The sequence below is a fragment of the Streptomyces sp. NPDC001889 genome, assembly GCF_053594535.1.
On record NZ_JBSFER010000024.1, the window covers coordinates 50,990 to 72,763 of the forward strand.

A 21,774-nucleotide genomic window follows, 5' to 3' on the forward strand; every position below is an offset into this window, starting at 1 on the left:
GTTCGGCCGCCCCGCGGCCCGGGTCCTCGGCGGTCCGGGGTGATCCGGGCGGTCCGGGCGGTCCGGCGGACGCCGACGCGCGCGCCGGGGTCCGCCCCCCGCCGCCGTCACAGCTTCGACAGCTCGTCCACCAGATCGTCCAGCCCCAGCGACCCCTGCGACAGCGCCGCCATGTGCCAGGCCTTCGCGTCGAACGCGTCACCGTGCGCCTTGCGCGCGTTCTCCCGGCCCAGCAGCCAGGCCCGCTCGCCGAGCTTGTAGCCGATCGCCTGGGCCGGCACCGACAGATAGCGGATCAGCTCGCTCTCCACATAGTCCGCCGGCCGGCCGCTGTGGCCGCCGAAGAACTCCTGCGCCAGTTCGGGCGTCCACCGCTCTCCCGGGTGGAAGGGCGAATCCGCCGGGATCTCCAGCTCCAGATGCATCCCGATGTCCACGATGACCCGGCACGCCCGCATCATCTGCGCGTCCAGATAACCGAGTCTGCGCTCGGGGTCGGGGAGGAAGCCCAGTTCGTCCATCAGCCGCTCGGCGTAGAGCGCCCAGCCCTCCGCGTTCGCGCTGACCCCGCCGACCGTGGCCTGGTAGCGGGAGAGCTGGTCGGCCACGTGCACCCACTGCGCGAGCTGGAGATGGTGACCCGGCACCCCCTCGTGATACCAGGTCGAGACCAGGTCGTACACCGGGAAGCGCGTGGCGCCCATGGTCGGCAGCCAGGTCTGGCCCGGCCGGGAGAAGTCCTCGGAGGGGCTGGTGTAGTACGGCGCCGCCGCGCTGCCCGGGGGAGCGATCCGGGACTCCACCCTCCGCACCCGGTCCGCGAGTTCGAAGTGGGTGCCGTCCAGCGCCTCGATCGCCTCGTCCATCAGCCCCTGGAGCCAGGCCCGCACCTCCTCGACGCCCTCGATGTGGTGGCCGTGCACATCGAGATGGGCGAGCGCCTCCCAGGGGCCGGCGCCCGGGAGGATCTTCTCCGCCTCGCTCTTCATCTCGGCCAGCAGCCGGTGGTACTCGGACCAGCCGTACGCGTACGCCTCGTCCAGATCGAGGTCGGTGCCGTTGAAATACCGCGACCAGCGCGCGTAGCGCTCACGGCCCACGGTGTCGGGGGCGTCCGCGACGGCGGGGGAGTAGACCTCGCTCATCCAGTCCCGCAGCGCGGCCAGCGCCTCGGTGGCGATCTTGGCCGCCGCCGCCAGCTCGGTCCGGAGCGCGGCCGGGCCCGGCGCCACGAACTCCTCGAACCAGCTCCGCTCCGTGCCGAGCCACTCGGTCATCTGGCCGATACTGGTCCGGGTGGCCCGGGGTCCGGCGAAGAGTTTCCGCTCCAGCCCCAGTTCCAGCGAGGCCCGGTAGCCGCGCAGCGCGTCGGGGACCGCCCGCAGCCGCTCCGCCACGGCGGTCCAGTCCTCCTCGGTGGCGGTGGGCATCACGGTGAACGCCTCGCGCACCGAGTGCGCCGGTGAGCGCAGATTGCTCACCGCGCGCAGCCCCTCCTCCGCCTCGTGCACCGCCAGCTCGGCCGTCAGCCGCTCCCGCAGCAGCCGGCCGCACCGCCGCTCGGCGTCGCTCCCGGCACCCGGCAGCTTCTCGGCCTCGTCCAGCCGCGCGAGGGTCCGCCGGGCGAGTTCGGCCCGTTCCTCCAGCCCGGCCGGGGAGTAGTCGGGAAGGCGTGCGGCACTCTTCCTGACCCCCAGATAGGTACCGAGGGTCGGGTCGAGTTCGATGAGCGCGTCGACATGGGCGTCGGCGACCTGGCGGGGCAGCGGGCTGCTGGGGGTGACTGACATGCACACATCCTCATACGAGTGGGGGCTCCGCGTCACCATCGTCTGATCGCCGCCATGGGGTTGGCCAGGTCACACCCCGGTTCACTGGCCGGATACCTGCTCACCCGCCCCCGACCGACTGATGGGCCGGTCAGGGGGCCCGCCGCACCGCGCCCCCCGGGTGCGCCCGCGGCCCGGGCGGGGGCCGTGCCGCCCTCGCCCGGAACGGGGACGGTCACGGGCTCAGCGCCGCGCCCGTCCCCTCCAGCCGCGCCGTGATGACCAGGGTGCCCACCTCCACCTGGTAGTCGAGGGGCAGACCGAGTCCCCGCATCGCGGCCACCATGCCGGTGTTGGACGACTGGGTCACCGCGTACACCTGTTCGCTGCCGGCCTCCCGGGCCAGCCCGATCAGCCGGCCGAGCAGCTCGGAGCCGATGCCCCGGCGCTGCCAGGCGTCCTCCACGAGGAGGGCCACCTCGGTCTCGTCCCCGTCCCAGAGCAGATGGCCGAGTGCGATCACCCGCCCCGACGCCGTGCTCACGGCGAGGGTGCGGCCGAATCTCGGGCTGAGCAGATGGTCGAGATAGCGGTGGGCGTCCCCGACGGGTCCGTGGTAGCGCAGCCGCAGCGTGCGGTCGGAGCAGCGGTCGTGCAGCGCCTTCGCCGCCGCGAGGTCGCTCTGGTCGGCCCGGCGCACGGTGATCTCCTCGCCCTCGGGCAGGGTGAGGACATCGCGGCTGCGGGGCACCCGGGGACCCAGCCGGGCGTCCAGCTCCAGCAGGGCCCGGACCCGGGCGAACTCGCTCGGTGTGAAGGGCAGGTGCGGGCGCTCCACGGTGATCGTGCCGCCGCGCGGATCGCGCAGCCGCATCACCGTCTCCTCCAGCACCCCGTCGACGGGCGGCAGCTCCCCGGAGGGCCGGCCGGACCACGGGACCGCCGGCCGCGAGTGGATGGTGCAGCGGCCGAGCAGCTGCCGCAGCGCCAGGGGCAGTTCGGCCGCGTCCAGCGCGGTACGGGTGGCCAGGCCCAGCACCCGGGTCGGGGTGTCGACCAGATCGTGGGCGTCGGCGCGCTCGATCCAGGTGCCGCCGCCCCCGGCCGCCGAGACCTCGTCGGTGAGCCGCCGGGCCTGGAGCGCGCCGGGAGCGCGCAGCAGGAACTCGTCCACGGTGCCCTCGGCCAGGGGATGGGTCTGGAGGGTGAGGATGTCGATGTCGAGGGCCGCGAGCGCGGCGCAGAGCGCGGCGAGGCTGCCGGGCGAGTCCCGCACGGTGGTCCGCATCCGCCAGAGAACCGTTCCGTCCCGCCCGGCCCGGTCGGCGGCGGAGGGGGAGACGGCGGCGGCGGTGGTGGTGTTCGTGGTGTTGATGGTCTGAGCCGTATCGGTCGCAGGGGAGGAGCGGTGGCGGTGCGCCCACCATGTGTGGAACGCGGCGGTGGCGACCAGGGTCACGGCCGAGACCAGGAGCAGAAACGGACCGTCGGGCCCGTGCCCGACCAGTTTCGCGACCACGTCGGCGACCGCCACCGCCGTGAACACGGCCGCCAGCTCGACGAGGTCCCGCCGCCACTGGTGGGGGCGGCGGGTGTTCTTCGCAGCTGTCACATCGGTCATGGCCTCACTCTCGCCGAACCGTGTTGCCTGATCACGAACGCACTGTGACTGATGAGTTAAGCGCGCATCTGATCAACTATCAGCACTTTCCGGCCATTTCTGGCGTGGGGGTGGGAGCCCCTGCCGCCGCCAGCAGCCGCACCGCCTGGGTGACCGCCTGCGAGGAGCCGCCCCTCCCGGCCAGTTCCGCGAGACCGGGTATCGCCTCGCCCGCCGAGAGGCCCGGCCCGGCGGCCCCTCGCACACCACCGGACCGCTCCGCGCACTCCGCGGCCACCGCCAGGATCTCCCCCATCGCCCGGGGCAGCGGCTCCGCCCGGAGCAGAGCGGGCAGCGCGGCCGCGAGGATCGCCCCCACCGTGCCGTACGCTCCGGTCACCGCGGCCGTACGGGCGGCGTCGGCCAGCCGGTTGGGCTTCAGGCCCTCGTGCCGGACCAGCCGCGCCAGCTCCCGGCCGAACAGCGCGGTGTCCAACTGCCCGCGCGCCGCGAGCACCAGCAGCCCGTCCACCGCGGCCAGCCGGTCATCGGCGCGCCGGGCGCCCGTCCCCGCCGCCAGCACCCGGTGCAGCGCGGGCCCGGCCGGACCGGGGCGCGCCTCGGCCTCCGCGAGGGCCGGCAGACACCGGGGAGCGCCGTCCGCCCACTCGGCGGACATCACCACCGCGTGCGCCATCCACCGGGCGACCGCCTCCCGGTCGTGCGGCAGCGCCAGCAGCCGGCGCGGCTCCCAGGTGACACAGGAGTAACCGGAGCACCGCAGGTCCGTGAAGTCGGAGCCCAGCCAGCGGAAGGACCGGGGGAAGGCCTGGTGCAGCGCGAGCCGCTCCCGCATCCCGTGCACCACCCGGCGGGTGGTCTCCGCGGGGCTCCGCCGCAGCCAGGTGTCCGGCCGGCGCCGCGGCTCCCCGGGCCCCTCCTCGCCCGGCGCGCCGGACCCGGTCCCGTCCCCCGGCGACAGGGCCGCGAGCGCGGGCGGCACCGGGCCGGTCCCGCACAGCCACTCCGCCAGCCGGTCGCCCTCGGCGGTGCCCAGGGCGCGGGCCGCGTCGGCGGCGCGGCCGGCCGCCCCGTCCGCCGCCACCCCGTCCCCGCCCCGCTCCACCCGCAGCAGCGCCTGGACGAAGTCCGTGGCCAGAGGCTCGACTCCCAGCCTCCCGTACTCCCGGAGCCGCTCCACCAGCACCTCCGCGTCCAGCGCCCCCGTGACCCAGGTCGGGGTCGCGAGCAGGAACGGCGGCGAACCGCTCCCCACCCGGCACGCGGCCTCCCAGTACCGCGCCCTGGTCATCTCCCCCAGCCCCTCGTGGGGGCAGGAGGCGGCGCCCCCCGAACGGGTCCGGGAGCTGTCGAGGGTCTCGGCGCTCACCCGCCCCAGCAGCGTGGCGATCACCACCTCGACGCCCGTGCCGCGCCCCAGGTCCCGGTCGTACCGCTGATGGCCGGCATGGAGCCACCACTGATCGGCCAGCGCCTCCTCCAGAGCCGCCGTCAGCGGCTCCCGCTCACGGTGGATCAGCCGGATCAGCCCGTCGAGCAGCCGCTCGGACTCGCTCGCCTCCTGCCGCCCGCGCAGCAGCACCACCAGATCCTCCACCAGCTCCGCCACCGAGGAGGGCGGCGGCCCGAGTCTGCGCCGCTCCGGCACGGGCGGCAGGGTCTCCTCGGCGACCTCCGTCCCCGCCCCGGGCAGCAGCGCCCCGAACGCGGCCTCGGCGGCGGCCCGGTGCACCGGGCTCAGCCCGCCGGCCGCCCCGGCCAGTTCCTCGCGCAGCTCCGCGCCGGCGGCCGGGAGACACCGGGCGACCAGCTTCAGGGCACGCTCCTGGATGTGGGTGTCCCCATGGCCGAACCCGTCGGCGACCACCGGCAGCAGCACCGCCAGGGCGGCCGGGTCCTTCGCGTGCTTCCGCAGCACCTTGCCGAGCAGGGTGAGCTGGGACCGCACCAGCTTCTTCTCGGTACGGAAGAGCACCGCGCCCGTCACCTCGGCCAGGGCCGGCAGCGGCAGCACGCCCGCCTCGGCGAGCCGCCCCAGCACGCTCTGGGCGTGGGACGCCACCGGGAGCCCTCCGTCGGCGGCCATGCCGGACCAGTCGGGGACCCGGGCCGCCTCCTCGTCGGGGGTCGGCGCCAGACGCTTCAGCAGCGTCAGGAAGAACTGCGTATCGCTGGGCCGGCCGCCGCGCAGCAGCCGGGCCACACAGCCGTCCAGCAGCGCCGACCGCTCCAGCACCCCGCTCTCGCCCAGCGACACGATCGCCGACGGCCAGTGCGCCGGGTCGTCCGGGTCGGCGGCCCACGAGAGCCGGGAGGGGAAGACCGCCAGCTCGAACAGCCGGGGCACCAGCACCGGCGCGTACGGGTCCAGGCGCAGCAGTTCGAGCCGGTCACCCCGGTGGGAGAGCGAGTCGACCCACCCCTCGACGAAGCCGTCGGTGGTCGGCGCCGGACAGCCGGCCAGCTCCACCAATTCCCTGATCAGCGGATAGTCGTCCTGCGCGGTCGAGGGGCGAGCGGCCAGCCGGTGGGCCAGATCCCCGAGCCACTCGGGCTCCCGGTCGGCGAGCACCTCCACGAGCCGGCGCAGCAGCGGTTTCCCGGCCGGGAGACTGCCGGCCCGCAGATCCCGGGAACCGATCCAGGAGGCCGCGGCCGCCGCACCCGTCTGACAGCCGGCCCCCGCCACCAGCAGCGCGCCGGCGATGCCGCCCCGCTCCCGCCAGCGGTTCCAGTCCCAGCCGCGCAGCTCCGCGCGGAGCGCCTTCAGCTCCGTCAGCGCCTCCTTGCGCTCGGCCGGGGTCAGCTGCCGGAGCAGCTCCGGCACCTTGGCGACCCGCATCCCCCGCACCGCGTCGAGAAGCTCCTTCACCGCGCACCTCCCGCGACCGCGCCGGCCGTGCCGGGGGCGCCCGCCGCGCCGGAGGTGCCGGCCGCCGCGCCGCGCCGGGCCATCCGGACCGCCAGCGCGTGTTTGCACGGCCCCCGCGTGCCCTGGTGCTCCGACCACCAGGCGCAGGTGCAGCGCGGTGTCCCGCCCGCCTGCCGGACCCGGTAGGTGCGCTCTCCCGAGACGACCGACGCGAACTCCCCGTCCAGCGCCACCGCTCCGGCCGCCAGCAGCCGCCGGGCGTCGACCAGGCGCGGGTTGTGCCTCTCGGCCCGGTCCGCGTCGTACGGCAGCTCGCGGTGGAAGTAGGCCGCGTCCGCCACGTCGTACCCCACCCGGCCCGCCGTGCCCAGCCGCACCAGAGCGGCTCTGACCCGGGCCACCGGGAGCCCGGACTGCTCCGCCAGATCGGCCGGGTCGATCCTCGGCTCCCAGGCGAGCAGTACGGAGATCAACTCGGCGTCCCGCGCGACCTCGTCGCCCGCCAGCGCCTCCAGCACCCCGCCCTCGCCGGAGAAGCCGCGGGTGGTGCCGGGGGAGAGGGTGAGGGTGAGCCGCATCCCCGGCAGCACCACCTCCCACGCCGCCGGGACCGGGACGCCGTCCGTCACCACGGGTCCGTACACCCGCAGCGCGGTCGCCTGGCGCAGCACCCGCTGGAGCGCCCCCAGCCGCTCGGGCCCCGGCAGACAGATCGCGCCGGGCACCGGACGGGTGGTGGGCCGCAGGGTCCTCCCGGACGCGATCACCCACTGGACGCCTCGGGAGGCCCGCCCGGACGACGACCGGGGCAGCGAGCGCAGAAAGCGCACGGCCTCGGCGGCGGGGAGTTCGGCCCGCAGATCGAAGCCCGCGGTGGCGACCTGGGCCTCGGCGAAGCCGCGCAGCCAGCGCTCGGGCAGCGGGACCTTCTTCTCCACCACCGAGCCCTCCAGCGTGGTCACCGCCAACTCGCCCGGGCCCACCCGCAGATGCAGCGGGCTGTCGCCGGTCATCCGGGAGAGCGCCTCCCGCAGGGGGTTGTTGACATCGACATTGGTCGTGCCGTGCCCGGTCCCGGCGCCGTCCAGACCCTCGCGCAGCACGTCGAGCCGGGCGTACACCCCGCAGCAGCCGGAGAAGGACTCGAACCGCAGCCGGTCGCCGTTGCCGGTGACGACGGGGTCGAGCAGGGGGCGCGCGGTGGGGTCGTGGTACCGGGCGGCGGCCACGTCCGCCACGGCGAGGAGGCCTCGGGCGGCGGTCTGCGGGGAGGCCAGGAACCCCGAGAAGAAGGTGGGCCGGTCCTGGGCGCCGGTGGGGGTGAGCCCCCGGGAGGTCTCCAGGCCGAGGAGCCCGCCGTCCGCGCCGGACTCCAGGGTGGAGGGGCGGGCGTAGGTGAGGGCCTGCACTGATCGCGTCATGAGGAGGACGGTAGAACCCCCCTCTGACAATCCCCCCTGACGTGGGGCGGTGCTCCCGGCGCGGCCGGGAAACGCCCCCTGTGCGACGGGTGCCCGCACAAACCCGGCCGGCCCGGCGTGCGAGGCCGGCCCCCGCGCCGGGGGCAACCCGGGCGAACTCAGCCCGTCCGGGGGTGCCTCCCAGAGGCAGCTCTGGGGGAGTTCGAGGACGGCCCCTGTGCGACAGGGCCCCGCACGGTGCGGGCCACGGTCGGGGGCCGGCCCCCGAACCCCCGCTCCTCAATCGCCGGAGGGGCTGGCTTTCGTGCCTCGGCTCGCTGGAGGGGCTGGGGTGGTGTGGCTCGATCACCGGGGGGCCTGCTCGGGTTTCGGCGAATCCGGGCAACCAGCGGGTCCGGTGTGTGAGGTGGGCTCCCACGCCACGGGTAACCCGGGTGAACTCAGCCTGTCCGGTGTGTGAGGACGGCCCCTGCGTCAGGGGTAACCCGGGCAGATCCAGCCTGTCCGGCGTTTGAGGACGGACCCTGTGCGACAGGTAACCCGAGCAAATCCAGCCGGTCCGGTGTGTGAGGTGGGCTCCCGCGCCCGCACCACCGAAAACACCCCGGAGTCGAATCCCCGAGGGGCCCGTCGAGCAGCTCGCAACGGAAATTCCCCCGGAATTCGTCAACCGATCCCGCGGCCCCGGGATTTCTCTCCGTGGTGACGTTTCACCAGATCCAGCCGCCCGGAAGGGTCCCCCGGGACCCGATCACACCATCCGCGTACACGGTGCCACCGCCGCGCAGGAAGAAATACGGCCGCGGTTTCCGCATTCTGTCGAAGACGCGGCACCGCCGAGACCGGGATATCCCCCGACCACGGAAAGCGGATGTTCCGGCCGCGTCGCCCGGGCGCGGCCGGAACATCCCGTACACCGGCTCACCCGTGCCCCGGGAAACCTCCGGATCGGCGAGAAACACCCGCACCGCCGCCCAACCCCCGGGCGACGGCGGGGTGAACGGCCGGTCATCTCAGCCCGCCGCGCCGGCCAGCAGCCGGACCCCCCGCACGATCTCGGACGGCGTCAGCTGCGCGTACCCCAGAACCAGTCGCACGCCCTTCTCCCGGCCCGGCAGCACCGTGTGGGCCGAGAGTGGCCGGACCGCGATTCCGGCCCGCTCCGCACGCCTCAGGAACCGTTCCTCGGGTCCGTACCGCGCCGGGAGGGAGGCGATGATGTGCAGCCCCGCCGCGATCCCGCTGACCTTGGCACCCGGGAAGTGCTCGCCGAGGGCGCGGACGAGGGTGTCGCGCCGCTCCCGGTAGGCCCGCTGGCAGCGGCGCAGCTGCCGGTCGTAGCCGCCGCCGGTGATGAAGTCCGCCAGCAGGGCCTGGTCCAGGGCGGGGTTGCCCAGGTCCATGGTGCGCTTGCGCTCCACGGCCTCGTCCAGCAGCCGCCGGGGCACCACCAGCCAGCCGAGCCGCAGCCCCGGCGCGAGGGACTTGCTCACCGAGCCGCTGTACGCGACACGATCCGGATCGAGCCCCTGGAGGGCGCCGACCGGCGCCCGGTCGTAGCGGAAGTCGCCGTCGTAGTCGTCCTCCACGATCAGCCCGTCCACCGACCGCGCCCAGTCGAGCAGCTCGGCTCGGCGCGGCGCCGAGTAGGCGATCCCGGAGGGGAACTGATGGGCCGGGGTGGTGGACGCGGCGGTCACCCCCGAGCCGCGCAGGGGCGCCATGGCCAGCCCCTCGGCGTCCAGCGGCAGCGGCACCGTCCGCAGCCCGGCGGCGGCGAACAGCGGATCGTGCTCGGGGCTGCCCGGGTCCTCCACCCCGATCGCCCCGTGCCCGCGCCCGCGCAGCACCTGGCCGAGGACCGTCATCGCCTGCGCGACACCCGAACACACCACCAGGCACTCCGGATCGGCCACGACCCCGCGCCGCCGGGTCAGCAGCGCGGCCAGCGCCGTCCGCAGCTCCGGCAGTCCCCGGGGATCGGGATAGCCGAGCGCCCGGTGCGGCAGCCGGGCCAGGACGGACCGGTGGGCCGCCCCCCACGCGGCCCGGGGGAAGAGCGAGAGATCGGGCGCCCCCGGGCGGAAGTCCACCAGCGCTCCGGGCACGCGCCGGGGCGCGAGATCCCGCGCTCCCCGCGCGGGGGCGCGCGCCGCGTCCCCCACCCAGGTGCCCGCGCCCCGGTCGCTGCGGAGATACCCCTCGGCCGTCAGCTGCTCGTACGCCTCGGTGACCAGCCCCCGCGACACCCCGAGATCGGCGGCCAGCTCCCGGCTCGCGGGCAGCCGGGTGCCCGCCGCCAGCCGGCCCGACCGCACCGCGTCCCGCAGCGCCGACTGGAGCGCCCGCCCGCGCTGCCGGGCCGGCGCCCCGGCCGCGGGCAGCAGCAGCTCCCACGCCGCGCTCCACCCGCCACTCCCCGGAGCGCCGCCCTCCGGGGCACCGGCCCCCTCGTCCCTCGCCCCCGGGCGCCTCGTCCCGCTCTCCCCCGAAGTGGTCCCCGATGACGTCATGGAAGTGGACCTTAAAGCGGACCGCCGGACCTCCTAGCCTCACCCCCATGAATCGCCCGACCACCCCGCTGAACAGCCAGACCCGCCGGACCCTGAACGGGGTGCTCCTCGTCTCCTTCGCCTACTGCCTCGTCGGAGCCTCCTTCACCGCCAACAGCGTGCTGGGCGACTATCCGTACGCGGGCGGCCAGGCGGTCCGCTACGCGCTCGCCCTCCTGCTGCTGCTCCCGCTGCTCGGCGGGCGGGCCGCGCTCGCCCCGGTACGGGCGCTCTCCGTGCGCCAGTGGGGACGGATCGCGCTGCTGGCCGGGGTCGGGATGGTGGGCTTCAACCTGGCGGTGCTGGCCGCCGAGCGCACCGCCGAACCCGCCGTTCCGGGAGTGTTCGTCGGGTGCGCGCCCGTCATCGTCGCCGTGTTCGTCCCGCTGATGGACGGCCGCCGGCCCACCCGGCCCGTGCTGTACGGCGCCCTGCTCGTCGCCGCCGGGGCCTTCACCGTCCAGGGGTGGGGCCGCACCGACACGGCCGGCATCGTCTTCTCGGTGGCCGCGCTGATCGGCGAGGTCGGCTTCGCGGTACTGGCCGCTCCGGTCCTGCGCCCGCTGGGGCCCCGGCTGCTGACGGCCTGTGTCTGCGGCGTCGCCGCCGTCGAGTCCGCGGTGATCGGCCTGGTCCTCGACGGGCGCGGGTTCGTCCGGCTGCCCGACCAGGGGGAGGCGCTCGCCCTGGTCTGGCAGGCCGCCGTGGTCACCGTCATCGGCTTTGTCGCCTGGTACATGGGCATTCAGCGGATCGGCACCGAGCGCGCCACGCTCTTCACCGGGCTGATCCCCGTCGCCGCCGCGCTCACCGCGCCGGTGGTGGGCGCCGGCAGCCTCGGCCCCGCCCAGGCGGCCGGCGGAGTCCTGGTGGGCGCGGGGGCCGCGCTCGGCTCCGGGGTGTTCGGCGCCCGGAGGTCAGCGTCCGCTGCCGTCCAGGAGGACCCGGGCGACCAGCGCGGGATCGTCGTTCATCGGGACGTGCCCACAGCCGGGCAGCCGGACGAGCCGGGCGCGGGGGATGGCCCGCTTGGCCCGGACCCCCTGACGGGGCGGGAGCAGCCGGTCCCGGGTCCCCCAGGCGATGGTGACCGGGACATCCGGGACATCGTGCGGGAAGGTGACGCTCAGTCCGGCGGCGAGCGTCTGGTGGAAGCCGGTGGCACCGCGCAGCGCGAGGGTCTCGGCGACGACCGCGCCGGATGAGCGCCTGCCGGGCCTGGCGTAGACGCTGCCCGTCAGCGCCGCCCGCCCGGCCGCCGACCGGGACAGCTTCTCGATCACCGGCAGCGGCACCGACCGGGCCCCCGCCCGCATCGCCCGGAGCGCCCCGAAGGCGAGGACGCGCTCCCGCTCGTTCCAGAATCCGGCGGGCGAGAGCGCGGTGACCGACCGTACGAGACCGGTCCGGCCCAGCTCCAGGGCGAGCAGCCCGCCGAGCGAGTTGCCCGCGACGTGCGGACGCTCGATCCCGAGCGCGGCGCAGAGCGAACCGAGCACCGCTCCCACGCTGTCCAGGTCGTACGCCATCCCGTCGGGCAGCGGCGCGGAGGCCCCGAAGCCGGGCAGGTCCACGGCGACGACCTCGCGCTCGGCGGCCAGTAGGCGGATCACCGGCTCCCAGGCCTGCCAGTGGTGTCCGATGCCGTGGAGGAGGAGCAGGGGCTCTCCCGCGCCATTCCTCTCGTAGGCCATGGACAGGGTCCGGTCACCCCCGGGTGACGCGATGGAGAACGAAATGTCCGCGACCATGACTGTTACTCCCTCATGTCGCCCCTGCTCGGAGCTTGTAGACGGCTTGTCAGTTAGAATTACCGATCGGTAGGTTCCGGTTCAAGAGCCGGGTGCGCACCTTCCCCGAACTGACCCGTTACTTCCGGCCGGGAGACATATGACGCACCCCGGCTGCCTGGACATGGGGGCGCCGGTCGGTTGGGATGGAGGGGTGGCGACCGAGACCCTGACCGATGTCTTCGAAGAGCACCGGCATGTGCTGACCGCAGTGGCCTACCGCATGCTCGGCCGGGTGGCCGACGCAGAGGACGTGGTTCAGGACGCCTGGCTCCGCTGGACTGCGCAGGATCGTACGAATGTCGCGGAACCCCGTGGCTATCTCGTAAGGATCACGACCCGCCTCGCCATCGACCGGCTGAGGCAGATCCAGTCCCGGCACGAGTCCTACATCGGCCCCTGGCTGCCCGAACCGATCGCCACGGACATCGGGCATACCACCCCCGATCTGACCGAACGGGCAGTTCTCGCCGAATCCGTCTCTCTCGCCGTCCTCGTCGTCATGGAATCACTCTCCCCGCTGGAGCGGGCGGTGTTCGTGCTGCGTGAGGCGTTCGGCTTCGCCCACGGGGAGATCGCGGCCATCCTGGAACGCTCCGAGGCGGCCGTGCGGCAGCTCGCGGGGCGGGCGCGCCGCCATGTGGACGAGCGCAAACCCCGCTACGACGTGGACCCGGTGGAGCGCCGGCATCTGACCGAGCGATTCATCGCCGCCGCGTCCGGCGGCGACCTGGAGCAGTTGCTCGCCCTGCTCGCACCCGATGTGCGCCTCGTCGGCGACAGCGGGGGCAAGGCGAGGGCGCCGCTCCAGGTCCTCCAGGGCGTGGGCAACGTGGGGCGTTTCCTCTTCGCCGTCGCGAAGGAGGCGATCCCGGCCGCGGAGAGCAGGATCACCGAGGTCAACGGCGCGCCGGCGCTGCTCGTCCTCTCCGGCGGAAAGCCGGACAGTGTCATCCACGTGGACATCGCGGACGGACGTATTCAGTGTGTCTACATCATGCGTAACCCAGACAAACTCTCCGGGGTGGCTCCGATGTAACCCCTGTGGCCCCTGGAAGCCCTGCTTCCATGCACGTCAGAGCCCTTGTCCGAAAAATCATGGGCAATGTGTGGTGCGCGCTTCACTGGGGTGCTAACAGCCTGTGAACGCTTGCCCAACCCGGTCGACTTCATCGGGTGACAAACGCAGGATTGGTCTTGACCAAGGTGACGCGCCGTCCTATGGTCGGCATAGATAGTGCAGGAACCTTTAATAAACAAGGGCGCGGAAAAGCCGCCGCTGACACGGCGAATGCGGAGGATCAGGGTGGGGACCACGCAGCTGGAATCAGTGCCGGAACCGAAGTACTGGCACCTCAAGACGGTGATCGGGGAAGCGCTCGACTCGGATTTCGCGGTGGGGGAGATCCTGCCGAACGAACGGGACCTCGCCGCGCGCTTCGGAGTCGCCCGAGCGACCCTGCGCCAAGCACTCGAACAACTCGAACTCGAAGGGCGGCTCCAGCGGCGCCGAGGCGTCGGCACGACCGTCGCCCCGCCGCGCATGGGAGTGGATGTCTCCACCACCCAGCACGCCTGGCCCGGCTCCGCCCAGGACGCCTGGCAGTCCTTCGACTGCACCAGAGCCGTACCGCCCGCCGCGGTGGCCCGGCTGCTCGCGACAGCGACCGAAGAGGAGACGTACACGCTGCGCAGACTGCGCGTGAGCCATGGGCAGCCGGTCGCGGCCGAGCAGCTCTACGTTCCGGCCACGTCCGTGCCCGGTCTGTCGGCCATAGACGCACCGCCGGGGCCCGCGCGCGCCCGCGCCGTGCTCCGTGAACTCCAGCGGCTCGACCTGGACGGCCAGGACCGCGCCGTGGAACTGGGCTCGGCCCGCGCCGACGACGCCCGGGAGCTCGACCGGCTCCCCGGCGCGCCCGTGCTGGTCGTGACCACCCGCTACTTTTCCCGGGGCAGGACCGCCGCCGTGACGGTGGCGACCTACCGGGCCGACACCTGCCGGCTCACCTTCGGGGACTCCGGCGATGTGCAGATAAGCCACCACGGTACGGAGCGACGCGCCTCCTGAACACCACACCCGGCCGGCCCACCGGGCCCGGCCGGGACCGCACGGACCCGTACGGCCCGCCGCACCGAGCCAGCGCTCAGCGGCGGGCCGTCACCGTGCCCTCCACCGCGAACAGCTCCTCCTCGACATGGTCGAGCGCCAGCCGCAGCGCACCCGTCGCCACGACCGCCTCCCGCAGCAGCGACAGCGCCACCTTCGGCGGGCGCAGACAGTAGCGCGCCAGCTCGTCGCGGAGCGGGTCGAGCACACCGTCGATCCCGGCGGCCCAGCCGCCGACCACCACCAGCTCCGGATCGAGCGCCAGCACCAGCGCCGCCACATCGTGGACCAGACGCTGGATGAACCGTTCCACCGCGGCCTGCGCCCGGGCGTCGCCCCGCTTGGCGAGAGTGAAGACATCCGCCACCGCGTGCTCGTCGAGCGGGTGCAGCGGCTCGTCCGTCGTCGAGAGCAGCCGCTCCGGGGTCGCCTCGCGCCCCAGCAGATGCAGCGCCCCGATCTCGCCGGCCGCGCCGCCGAAGCCCCGGTGCAGCCGGCCGCCGATCAGCGATCCCGCGCCCGGGCTCAGCCCCGCCAGCACGAAGACGACATCGTCGGAGCCCCTCGCCTGCCCCTTCCAGTGCTCGGCGACCGCCGCCGCGTTGGCGTCGTTCTCCACGATCACCGGGCAGCGGAAGGAGCGCTGGAGCCGCTGCCCCAGGGGCAGCCCGGTCCAGCCCGGCAGCGCCGTGCCCAGCCGTACGGTCCCGTCGGCCTCCACGATCCCCGGGGTGCCGACCCCGACCGCCCGCAGATTGGTCCGGGAGATCCCGGCCCGCCGCAGCACATCCGCGATCACCAGCCGCACCCGCTCCAGCCGGTCGTCGGCCGACGCCGACTCCGAGACCTCCCGGTCCCCGGCGCCGATGATGCGCCCGTCCAGCCCGGACACCAGCGCGGAGACCCGGTGCGGGCCTATCTCCACCCCCAGCAGATGCCCCGCCTCGACCCGGAACCGGAAGCGGCGCGCCGGGCGGCCCTGACGGCGCGCCTCGCCCTCCTCGGGGACCGACTCGCTGACCAGCCCTGTTTCGACAAGCCCCTCGATCACGCCCTCGACCGTCGGCCGGGAGAGTCCCGTCAGCCGGGTCAGATCCGTGAGCGTGGGGGAGCCGGCGTCCCGCAGCGCATGGAGTACCACCGCGGAGTTGATCCGCCGCAGCAGCGACGGGTCTCCGCCGGTCAGCCGCCCCACCATGTGTCCTTCCAGCCCTCACTCGTGCAGATCGGGCGCGTGTGTCTGCCGGATCGTACTCGCTGGCTCTCCGACGTGCACGATCGGTGCAAGGCGTGCAACGCGGGGGCGCCCGCACCCCGCCCCCCGGCCCCCGCCCGGCGCGGGCCCCGGGGCCGGGGGCCGGCGCCCGAACCCCCGCGCCTCAATCGCCGGCGGGGCTGGGTGGGTGCGCCTCAATCGCCGGCGGGGCTGGGTTTGCCCGGGTCTCCGGTGGGGCTGAACCACCCAGCCGGTGCGGCATCCCCGGCCTGTCCGGTATCCCCAGCCCGTCTGGGGGCACCTCCCGGAGGCAGTGAGGACGGACCCCGCGCCACGAGTGCCCCGAGCATCCCCGGCCTGTCCGGGGGCGCCTCCCGGAGGCAGCTCTGGGGGAGTTTGAGGACGGATCTCGGACCCCGGCCGGTGCGGCATCCCCAGCCGGTCCGGCGTTGAGGACGGACCCTGTGCCACAGGCAGCCCGCACAAACCCAGCCCGTCCGGCGTTTGAGGACGGACCCCGCACCACAGGCAGCCCGCACAAACCCAGCCCGTCCGGCGTTTGAGGACGGACCCTGTGCCACAGGACCCCGCATGGTGCGGGCCACGGTCGGGGGCCGGCCCCCGAACCCCCGCGCCTCAAACGCCGGCGGGGCTGAAGTGGTGCTGCTCAGTCGCCGACGAGGCTGAAGGTGCTCGGGTTCGTCGGCGGGGCTGACGTGGTGCTGCTCAGTCGCCGGAGGGGGAGGGGGAGGGGTGCGCCTCAAACGCCGGAGGGGCTGGAGGTGCTCGGGTTCGCCGGCGGGGCTGAAGGGCGCGTCTCAAACGCCGGAGAGGCTTGGATGGGTGCTTCGGGTCGGCGGGCGCGGGCGAGGTGGTGCGTCTCAAACGCCGGTGGGGTCGAGGTGGTGCGCCTCGGGTTGCCGGTGGGGTGGGGCGGCGTGCCCGAGGGCGGGGTTTGCCCTGCGTTCGGGTGGGGGTGGGGAATCCGGGCCTTCCGGAGGCGGCTCCGGGGGAGATCGAGGACGGGGCCGGGGCACACGGAGACCGCACCGGGCGGGGCCCGCTCACCGGGCGGGGGCGGGGCCTCCGGCCGGGGGCGGGAGGGCGGTCGCGGCCCGCAGGCGGGCGAACTCCTCCGCCATCGACTGCGCCGTCCAGTGCGCGTTCAACCCGCTCGGGTTGGGCAGCACCCACACCCCCGCCCCGCCGACGCTCAGCTCCTGACGCCCGATTTGGGCCTTGCGGTCGCCGAAGGCCGTGCGGTACGCGGTCACTCCCACCACCGCCAGCCAGCGCGGCCGCAGCCGCTCCACCTTCGCCCGCAGCAGCCGCCCGCCCTCCCGCAGCTCCTCGTCGTCCAGCTCGTCGGCGCGGGCCGTCGCCCGGGCCACCACATTGGTGATGCCCAGGCCGTACCCCGTCAGCTCGCCCTGCTCCGACGGGTGCAGCCGGCGCGGGGTGAAGCCCGAGAGATGCAGAACCGGCCAGAAACGATTGCCCGGCCGGGCGAAGTGGTGGCCGGTCTCCGCCGACATCAGCCCCGGGTTGATACCGCAGAAGAGCACCCGCAGACCCTCCGCGACCACATCGTCGACGGTGCGGTCGCGGGGGTCGCGGGGGCCGGGGGCGTCCCCGGGGCTCAGAGGATCGATCCCGGGCTGTACCCGGCCGCCGCCGGGTGCTTCGCGGTGATCTCCCCGACCCGGGCGAGCACCGCTGCGACCTGCCCGGCCGCCGCGCCCGTGAACGACAGCTTGTCCGCCATCAGGGCGTCCAGCTCGGCCCGGTCCAGCGGAATCCGCTCGTCCGAGGCGAGCCGGTCCAGCAGCTCATTGCGCTCCGCGCCCTGCTCCCGCATCGCCAGCGCCGACGCCACCGCGTGCTCCTTGATGACCTCGTGCGCCTCCTCGCGGCCCACACCCGCCCGCACCGCGGCCATCAGCACCTTCGTGGTGGCCAGGAACGGCAGATAGCGGTCCAGCTCACGGGCGATCACGGCCGGGAAGGCGCCGAACTCGTCCAGCACCGTCAGGAAGGTCTCCAGCAGCCCGTCCAGGGCGAAGAACGCGTCCGGCAGCGCCACCCGGCGCACCACCGAGCAGGACACATCCCCCTCGTTCCACTGGTCGCCCGCCAGCTCGCCCGCCATCGAGGCATAGCCGCGCAGAATCACCGTCAGACCGTTCACGCGCTCGCAGGAGCGGGTGTTCATCTTGTGCGGCATGGCGGAGGACCCCACCTGGCCCGGCTTGAAGCCCTCGGTGACCAGCTCGTGCCCGGCCATCAGCCGGATCGTCCTGGCGACCGACGAGGGCGCCGCCGCGAGCTGCACCAGCGCGGTGACCACGTCGTAGTCGAGCGAGCGCGGATAGACCTGGCCGACCGAGGTGAACGCCTCGGCGAAGCCCAGGTGTCCGGCGATCCGCCGCTCCAGCTCGGCCAGGCTCGCGCTGTCCCCGCCCAGCAGGTCCAGCATGTCCTGCGCGGTGCCCATCGGGCCCTTGATCCCGCGCAGCGGATAGCGGGCCAGCAGCTCCTCGACACGGCCGTACGCCACCAGCAGCTCGTCCGCCGCGGACGCGAAGCGCTTCCCCAGCGTCGTGGCCTGCGCGGCCACATTGTGCGAGCGCCCGGCCATCACCAGCTCCGCGTACTCGCCGGAGAGCCGGCCGAGGCGGGCCAGCACCGCGACCGTCCGGTCGCGCACCAGCTCCAGCGAGAGCCGGATCTGGAGCTGCTCCACATTCTCGGTCAGATCCCGGGAGGTCATGCCCTTGTGGATCTGCTCATGGCCCGCGAGCGCGTTGAACTCCTCGATCCGCGCCTTCACATCATGACGGGTGATCTTCTCGCGCTCGGCGATCGACGCCAGATCGACCCGGTCGAGCACGCGCTCGTAATCGGCGATGGCGCCATCCGGCACCTCGATCCCGAGATCCTTCTGCGCACGCAGCACGGCGAGCCAGAGCCTCCGCTCCAGCCTCACCTTCTGCTCGGGGGACCAGAGGGCCGCCAGCTCCGCGGAGGCATAGCGGTCGGCCAGGACATTGGGGATACGGGGCTTCGCAGACACAGCAGTCACACGGCCAGATTCTACTGGCGGTTCCTGCAGGCCGGCGCCGCGGTCCCGGTTGTACGTTGCTACGAGAGCCCGCCGTGCCCCGAGGGCGGGGGCTCGTACGGCAGCAGCTCGGGCCGTTTCGGCGGGAGCCCGTCCCCGGAGGACCTGCCGGTCAGCCGGCGCCCCACCCACGGGCCCAGATGGCGGCGGGCGAACCGCAGGTCCTCGGTCCGCCGGGCCGTCCACCGCGCCGGGACCGCCACCGGCAGGGGGGTCCGCCAGTCGTCCCGCGCGTCGAGGCCGAGCGCCTGCCCGACCGCGCCGGCCGCTCTCCGGTGGCCCTCGGCGGTCAGATGGAGCCGGTCCGCGTCCCAGAGCCGGGGATCGCCCAGCGCGCCGGAGCCGTACAGATCCACCACCAGCGCGCCGTACCGCTCCGCCACCTCGTCCACGTGGGTGAACAGCTCCTCCATGCGCGGCCGGAACCGGTCGAGGAAGGGCCCCTGGCGCCCGGGGCTGTGCATCAGCACCAGCCGGCGGCACGACGGTGCCAGGGTGGCCACCGCCTCCTCCAGATGGAAGCGCACCCTGCCCATGTCGCAGCCGGGGCGCAGCGCGTCGTTGAGCCCGCCGACGAGCGTCACCAGATCCGCCCGCATCGCGGCGGCCGGAGCGGCCTGCTCGGCGGCGATCTGGCCGATGAGTTTGCCGCGCACCGCGAGATTCGCGTACCGGAACCCCGGCGCGCGGGCGGCCAGCCGGGCCGCGAGCAGATCCGCCCAGCCCCGGTAGGAGCCGTCCGGCAGCAGATCGGACATGCCCTCGGTGAAGGAATCACCCACCGCGACAAAGCTTGTGTAGTTGGCAGTCATCTCCATGGCGGCATCGATCCTACCGCCGGGTAGCGACTCCGTGCGAGGACGCGGAGCGGCCCGGGCCCCCGTGCGGGGACCCGGGCCGTACGCCCTGGGGGAGGGGTCAGTCGCGCCGGCCGACCAGCTCCCGCAGCACGTCCTCCATCGTCACCAGACCCTCCGGAATGCCGTCCTCGTCGAGGACGGCCGCCAGATGGGTACGGCTGCGGCGCATCGCGGTCAGGACATCATCCAGCGGCGCCGTCGCCCGCACCCGGGCGATCGGCCGCATGGCCGTCACCGGGAAGGGCTCATGGCGCGGAGCCGCGTCCAGCGCGTCCTTGACATGGAGATAGCCGAGGATGCCGCGGCCCGTGTCCATGACGGGGAAGCGCGAGAAACCGGACTCCGCCGAGAGCTGCTCCAACTGCTCCGGAGTCGTCCCGACCCCCGCGTACACCACCTGCTCCACCGGCATCACGACATCGCGCACCGGGCGCCGGCCCAGCTCCAGCGCGTCGCGCAGCCGCTCGGCCGAACGGTCGTCCAGCAGCCCCGCGTCACCCGCGTCGGCCACCATCCGGGCCAGCTCGTCGTCCGAGTAGGTCGCCGCGACCTCGTCCTTGGCCTCCACGCGCAGCAGCTTCAGCAGCGTGTTGGCGAAGGCGTTGATCGTGAAGATCACCGGGCGCAGCCCGCGCGCCACCGCCACCAGCGGCGGGCCGAGCAGCAGCGCGCTGCGCGTCGGCTCGGCCAGCGCGATGTTCTTCGGCACCATCTCGCCGAGGAGCATGTGCAGATATGTCGCCAGGGAGAGCGCGATCACGAACGAGATCGGGTGGATCGCGCCGTCCGGCACACCGAGCGAGTGGAACACCGGCTCCAGCAGATGCGCGATGGCGGGCTCGGCGACGATGCCCAGGATCAGGGTGCACAGGGTGATGCCGAGCTGGGCCGCCGCCAGCAGCGCCGACACATGCTCCAGACCCCAGAGCACACTGCGGGCCCGGCGGTTGCCGGCCTCCGCCATCGGCTCGATCTGGCTGCGGCGCACGGAGATCAGCGCGAACTCCGCGCCCACGAAGAAGGCGTTGACCACCAGGGTCAGCAGTCCGATGAGAAGCTGGATCGCGATCATCGTCCGGCCTCCTCGGGTCCGGCGGGGACATCGGCCGGGCTCGGCGCGTGCATCAGCACCCGCGCGGCCCGCCGCCCGGTGGCGTCGACCACGTCGAGCCGCCAGCCCTCCAGATCGATCCGGTCACCCTCGGCCGGGATGCGTCCCAGCTCGGTGGCGACCAGTCCGGCGAGGGTCTCGTAGGGCCCCTCGGGGACCCGCAGGCCCACCTGCTCCAGCTGATCGGTGCGGGCGGCGCCATCCGCCGACCACAGCGAACGGCCGTCGGCGTCCTCGCCGGCGGGGGCGAGATCGGGGGTCTCGTGCGGATCGTGCTCGTCCCGCACCTCGCCCACGACCTCCTCGACGATGTCCTCCATCGTCACCACACCGGCGGTGCCGCCGTACTCGTCGATGACGACGGCCATCGTGGACCGGCCGCCGAGCCGGTCCATCAGCCGGTCCACGGTCAGTGTCTCCGGTACCAGCAGCGGTTCGCGCAGCACATCGGAGATGCTCCGGCGATGGCGCTGATCCGCGGGGACCGCGAGGACGTCCTTGATGTGCGCGATGCCGACCACCGTGTCGAGGCTGCCCCGGTAGACCGGGAAGCGGGAGAGGCCGGTGGCGCGGGTGGCGTTGGCGACATCCTCCGCCGTGGCCTGCACCTCCAGGGCCGTGACCTGGACCCGCGGGGTCATCACATTCTCCGCGGTCAGCTCGGCCAGGCTCAGGGTACGGACGAACAGCTCGGCGGTGTCCGCCTCCAGCGCGCCCTCCTTCGCCGAGTGCCGGGCCAGCGCGACCAGCTCCTGCGGGCTGCGGGCGGAGGCCAGCTCCTCGGTGGGCTCCATGCCGAGCCGGCGCAGGATGCGGTTGGCCGTGTTGTTGAGATGGCTGATCAACGGCTTGAAAGCGGCGGTGAACAGCCGCTGGGCGGGGGCCACGACCTTGGCGACGGCCAGGGGGGAGGAGATCGCCCAGTTCTTGGGGACCAGCTCGCCGACCACCATCAGCACCACCGTGGAGAGCGCGGTGCCGAGGACCAGGGCGACGGAGGAGGCCACCGACGGAGAGAGGCCGAGATCCTCGACCGGCCCGCGGATCAGCTTGCTGATCGAGGGCTCGGAGAGCATGCCGACGACCAGATTGGTCACGGTGATGCCCAGCTGGGCCCCGGAGAGCTGGAAGGTGAGGCCGCGCACGGCCTTGAGGGCACTCGCCGCGCCGCGCTCGCCGCGCTCGACGGCGCTTTCGAGGTCGCTGCGTTCGACCGTGGTGAGGGAGAACTCCGCTGCGACGAAGACGCCACAGGCGAGCGAGAGCAGTACCGCCACGAGGAGGAGGAGCACTTCGGTCATCGGGTCACCTCCGTCCCAGGATCGGTCAGG

General features: G+C 73.9%; 14 protein-coding genes and 1 pseudogene. 3 read left to right on the forward strand and 12 right to left on the reverse strand.

Annotation, left to right across the window (positions count from 1 at the left end):
• Positions 1-107 precede the first annotated feature (107 nt).
• From ACWCRA_RS26580 to pdxR, 5 genes are all read right to left on the reverse strand, one after another.
• Positions 108-1,790 (reverse strand): DUF885 domain-containing protein, encoded by a 1,683-nt coding sequence (locus ACWCRA_RS26580; protein ID WP_351552434.1) that lies wholly within the window; start codon positions 1,788-1,790, stop codon positions 108-110.
• 214 nt (positions 1,791-2,004) lie between these two features.
• Positions 2,005-3,390, reverse strand: a complete 1,386-nt coding sequence (locus ACWCRA_RS26585) for an N-acetyltransferase family protein (protein ID WP_451068772.1) — start codon at positions 3,388-3,390, stop codon at positions 2,005-2,007.
• 79 nt (positions 3,391-3,469) lie between these two features.
• The gene (locus ACWCRA_RS26590) at positions 3,470-6,262 is read right to left on the reverse strand and encodes a DUF6493 family protein (protein WP_451068773.1); all 2,793 of its coding nucleotides are present in this window, start codon (positions 6,260-6,262) and stop codon (positions 3,470-3,472) included.
• A complete protein-coding gene (locus ACWCRA_RS26595; protein WP_351552425.1) occupies positions 6,259-7,683 on the reverse strand; it encodes an SWIM zinc finger family protein in 1,425 nt (474 codons plus the stop codon). The genes ACWCRA_RS26590 and ACWCRA_RS26595 overlap by 4 nt, the downstream gene beginning before the upstream one ends.
• Positions 7,684-8,696: 1,013 nt before the next feature.
• Positions 8,697-10,196, reverse strand: a complete 1,500-nt coding sequence (pdxR, locus tag ACWCRA_RS26600; RefSeq protein ID WP_451068774.1) for a MocR-like pyridoxine biosynthesis transcription factor PdxR — start codon at positions 10,194-10,196, stop codon at positions 8,697-8,699.
• A gap of 428 nt (positions 10,197-10,624) precedes the next feature.
• Between pdxR and ACWCRA_RS26605 the strand changes: the two are divergent.
• Positions 10,625-11,113, forward strand: a pseudogene (locus ACWCRA_RS26605) (EamA family transporter); the annotation flags it as partial.
• Positions 11,114-11,152: 39 nt separating this feature from the next.
• On the opposite strand, the gene ACWCRA_RS26610 reads toward ACWCRA_RS26605, so the two are convergent.
• Entirely contained in the window at positions 11,153-11,986 is an 834-nt protein-coding gene (locus ACWCRA_RS26610) for an alpha/beta fold hydrolase (protein WP_351552421.1), read from the reverse strand.
• A gap of 193 nt (positions 11,987-12,179) precedes the next feature.
• Here ACWCRA_RS26610 and ACWCRA_RS26615 point away from each other — a divergent pair, with 193 nt between their 5' ends.
• Both ACWCRA_RS26615 and ACWCRA_RS26620 read left to right on the forward strand, forming a co-directional pair.
• A complete protein-coding gene (locus ACWCRA_RS26615) occupies positions 12,180-13,064 on the forward strand; it encodes an RNA polymerase sigma-70 factor (protein WP_451068775.1) in 885 nt (294 codons plus the stop codon).
• Positions 13,065-13,331: 267 nt separating this feature from the next.
• Positions 13,332-14,096 (forward strand): GntR family transcriptional regulator, encoded by a 765-nt coding sequence (locus tag ACWCRA_RS26620; protein WP_351552416.1) that lies wholly within the window; start codon positions 13,332-13,334, stop codon positions 14,094-14,096.
• A gap of 76 nt (positions 14,097-14,172) precedes the next feature.
• Here the strand turns inward: ACWCRA_RS26620 and ACWCRA_RS26625 are convergent, their stop codons facing one another.
• From ACWCRA_RS26625 to ACWCRA_RS26650, 6 genes are all read right to left on the reverse strand, one after another.
• Positions 14,173-15,330 carry an ROK family transcriptional regulator gene (locus tag ACWCRA_RS26625; RefSeq protein ID WP_351552413.1) on the reverse strand — a complete coding sequence of 386 codons (1,158 nt, stop codon included), beginning with the start codon at positions 15,328-15,330 and terminating at the stop codon, positions 14,173-14,175.
• Positions 15,331-16,415: 1,085 nt separating this feature from the next.
• Entirely contained in the window at positions 16,416-16,937 is a 522-nt protein-coding gene (gene mug, locus ACWCRA_RS26630; RefSeq protein WP_351552410.1) for a G/U mismatch-specific DNA glycosylase, read from the reverse strand.
• Between the two features lie 53 nt (positions 16,938-16,990).
• Positions 16,991-18,433 (reverse strand): adenylosuccinate lyase, encoded by a 1,443-nt coding sequence (gene purB, locus ACWCRA_RS26635; RefSeq protein ID WP_351552407.1) that lies wholly within the window; start codon positions 18,431-18,433, stop codon positions 16,991-16,993.
• A 59-nt stretch (positions 18,434-18,492) separates the two neighbouring features.
• Entirely contained in the window at positions 18,493-19,290 is a 798-nt protein-coding gene (locus ACWCRA_RS26640; protein ID WP_451068776.1) for an SGNH/GDSL hydrolase family protein, read from the reverse strand.
• A 100-nt stretch (positions 19,291-19,390) separates the two neighbouring features.
• Positions 19,391-20,404 (reverse strand): hemolysin family protein, encoded by a 1,014-nt coding sequence (locus ACWCRA_RS26645; RefSeq protein WP_351552401.1) that lies wholly within the window; start codon positions 20,402-20,404, stop codon positions 19,391-19,393.
• Positions 20,401-21,744 (reverse strand): hemolysin family protein, encoded by a 1,344-nt coding sequence (locus ACWCRA_RS26650; protein ID WP_351552398.1) that lies wholly within the window; start codon positions 21,742-21,744, stop codon positions 20,401-20,403. Before ACWCRA_RS26650 ends, ACWCRA_RS26645 begins: the two co-directional genes overlap by 4 nt.
• Positions 21,745-21,774: the final 30 nt, after the last annotated feature.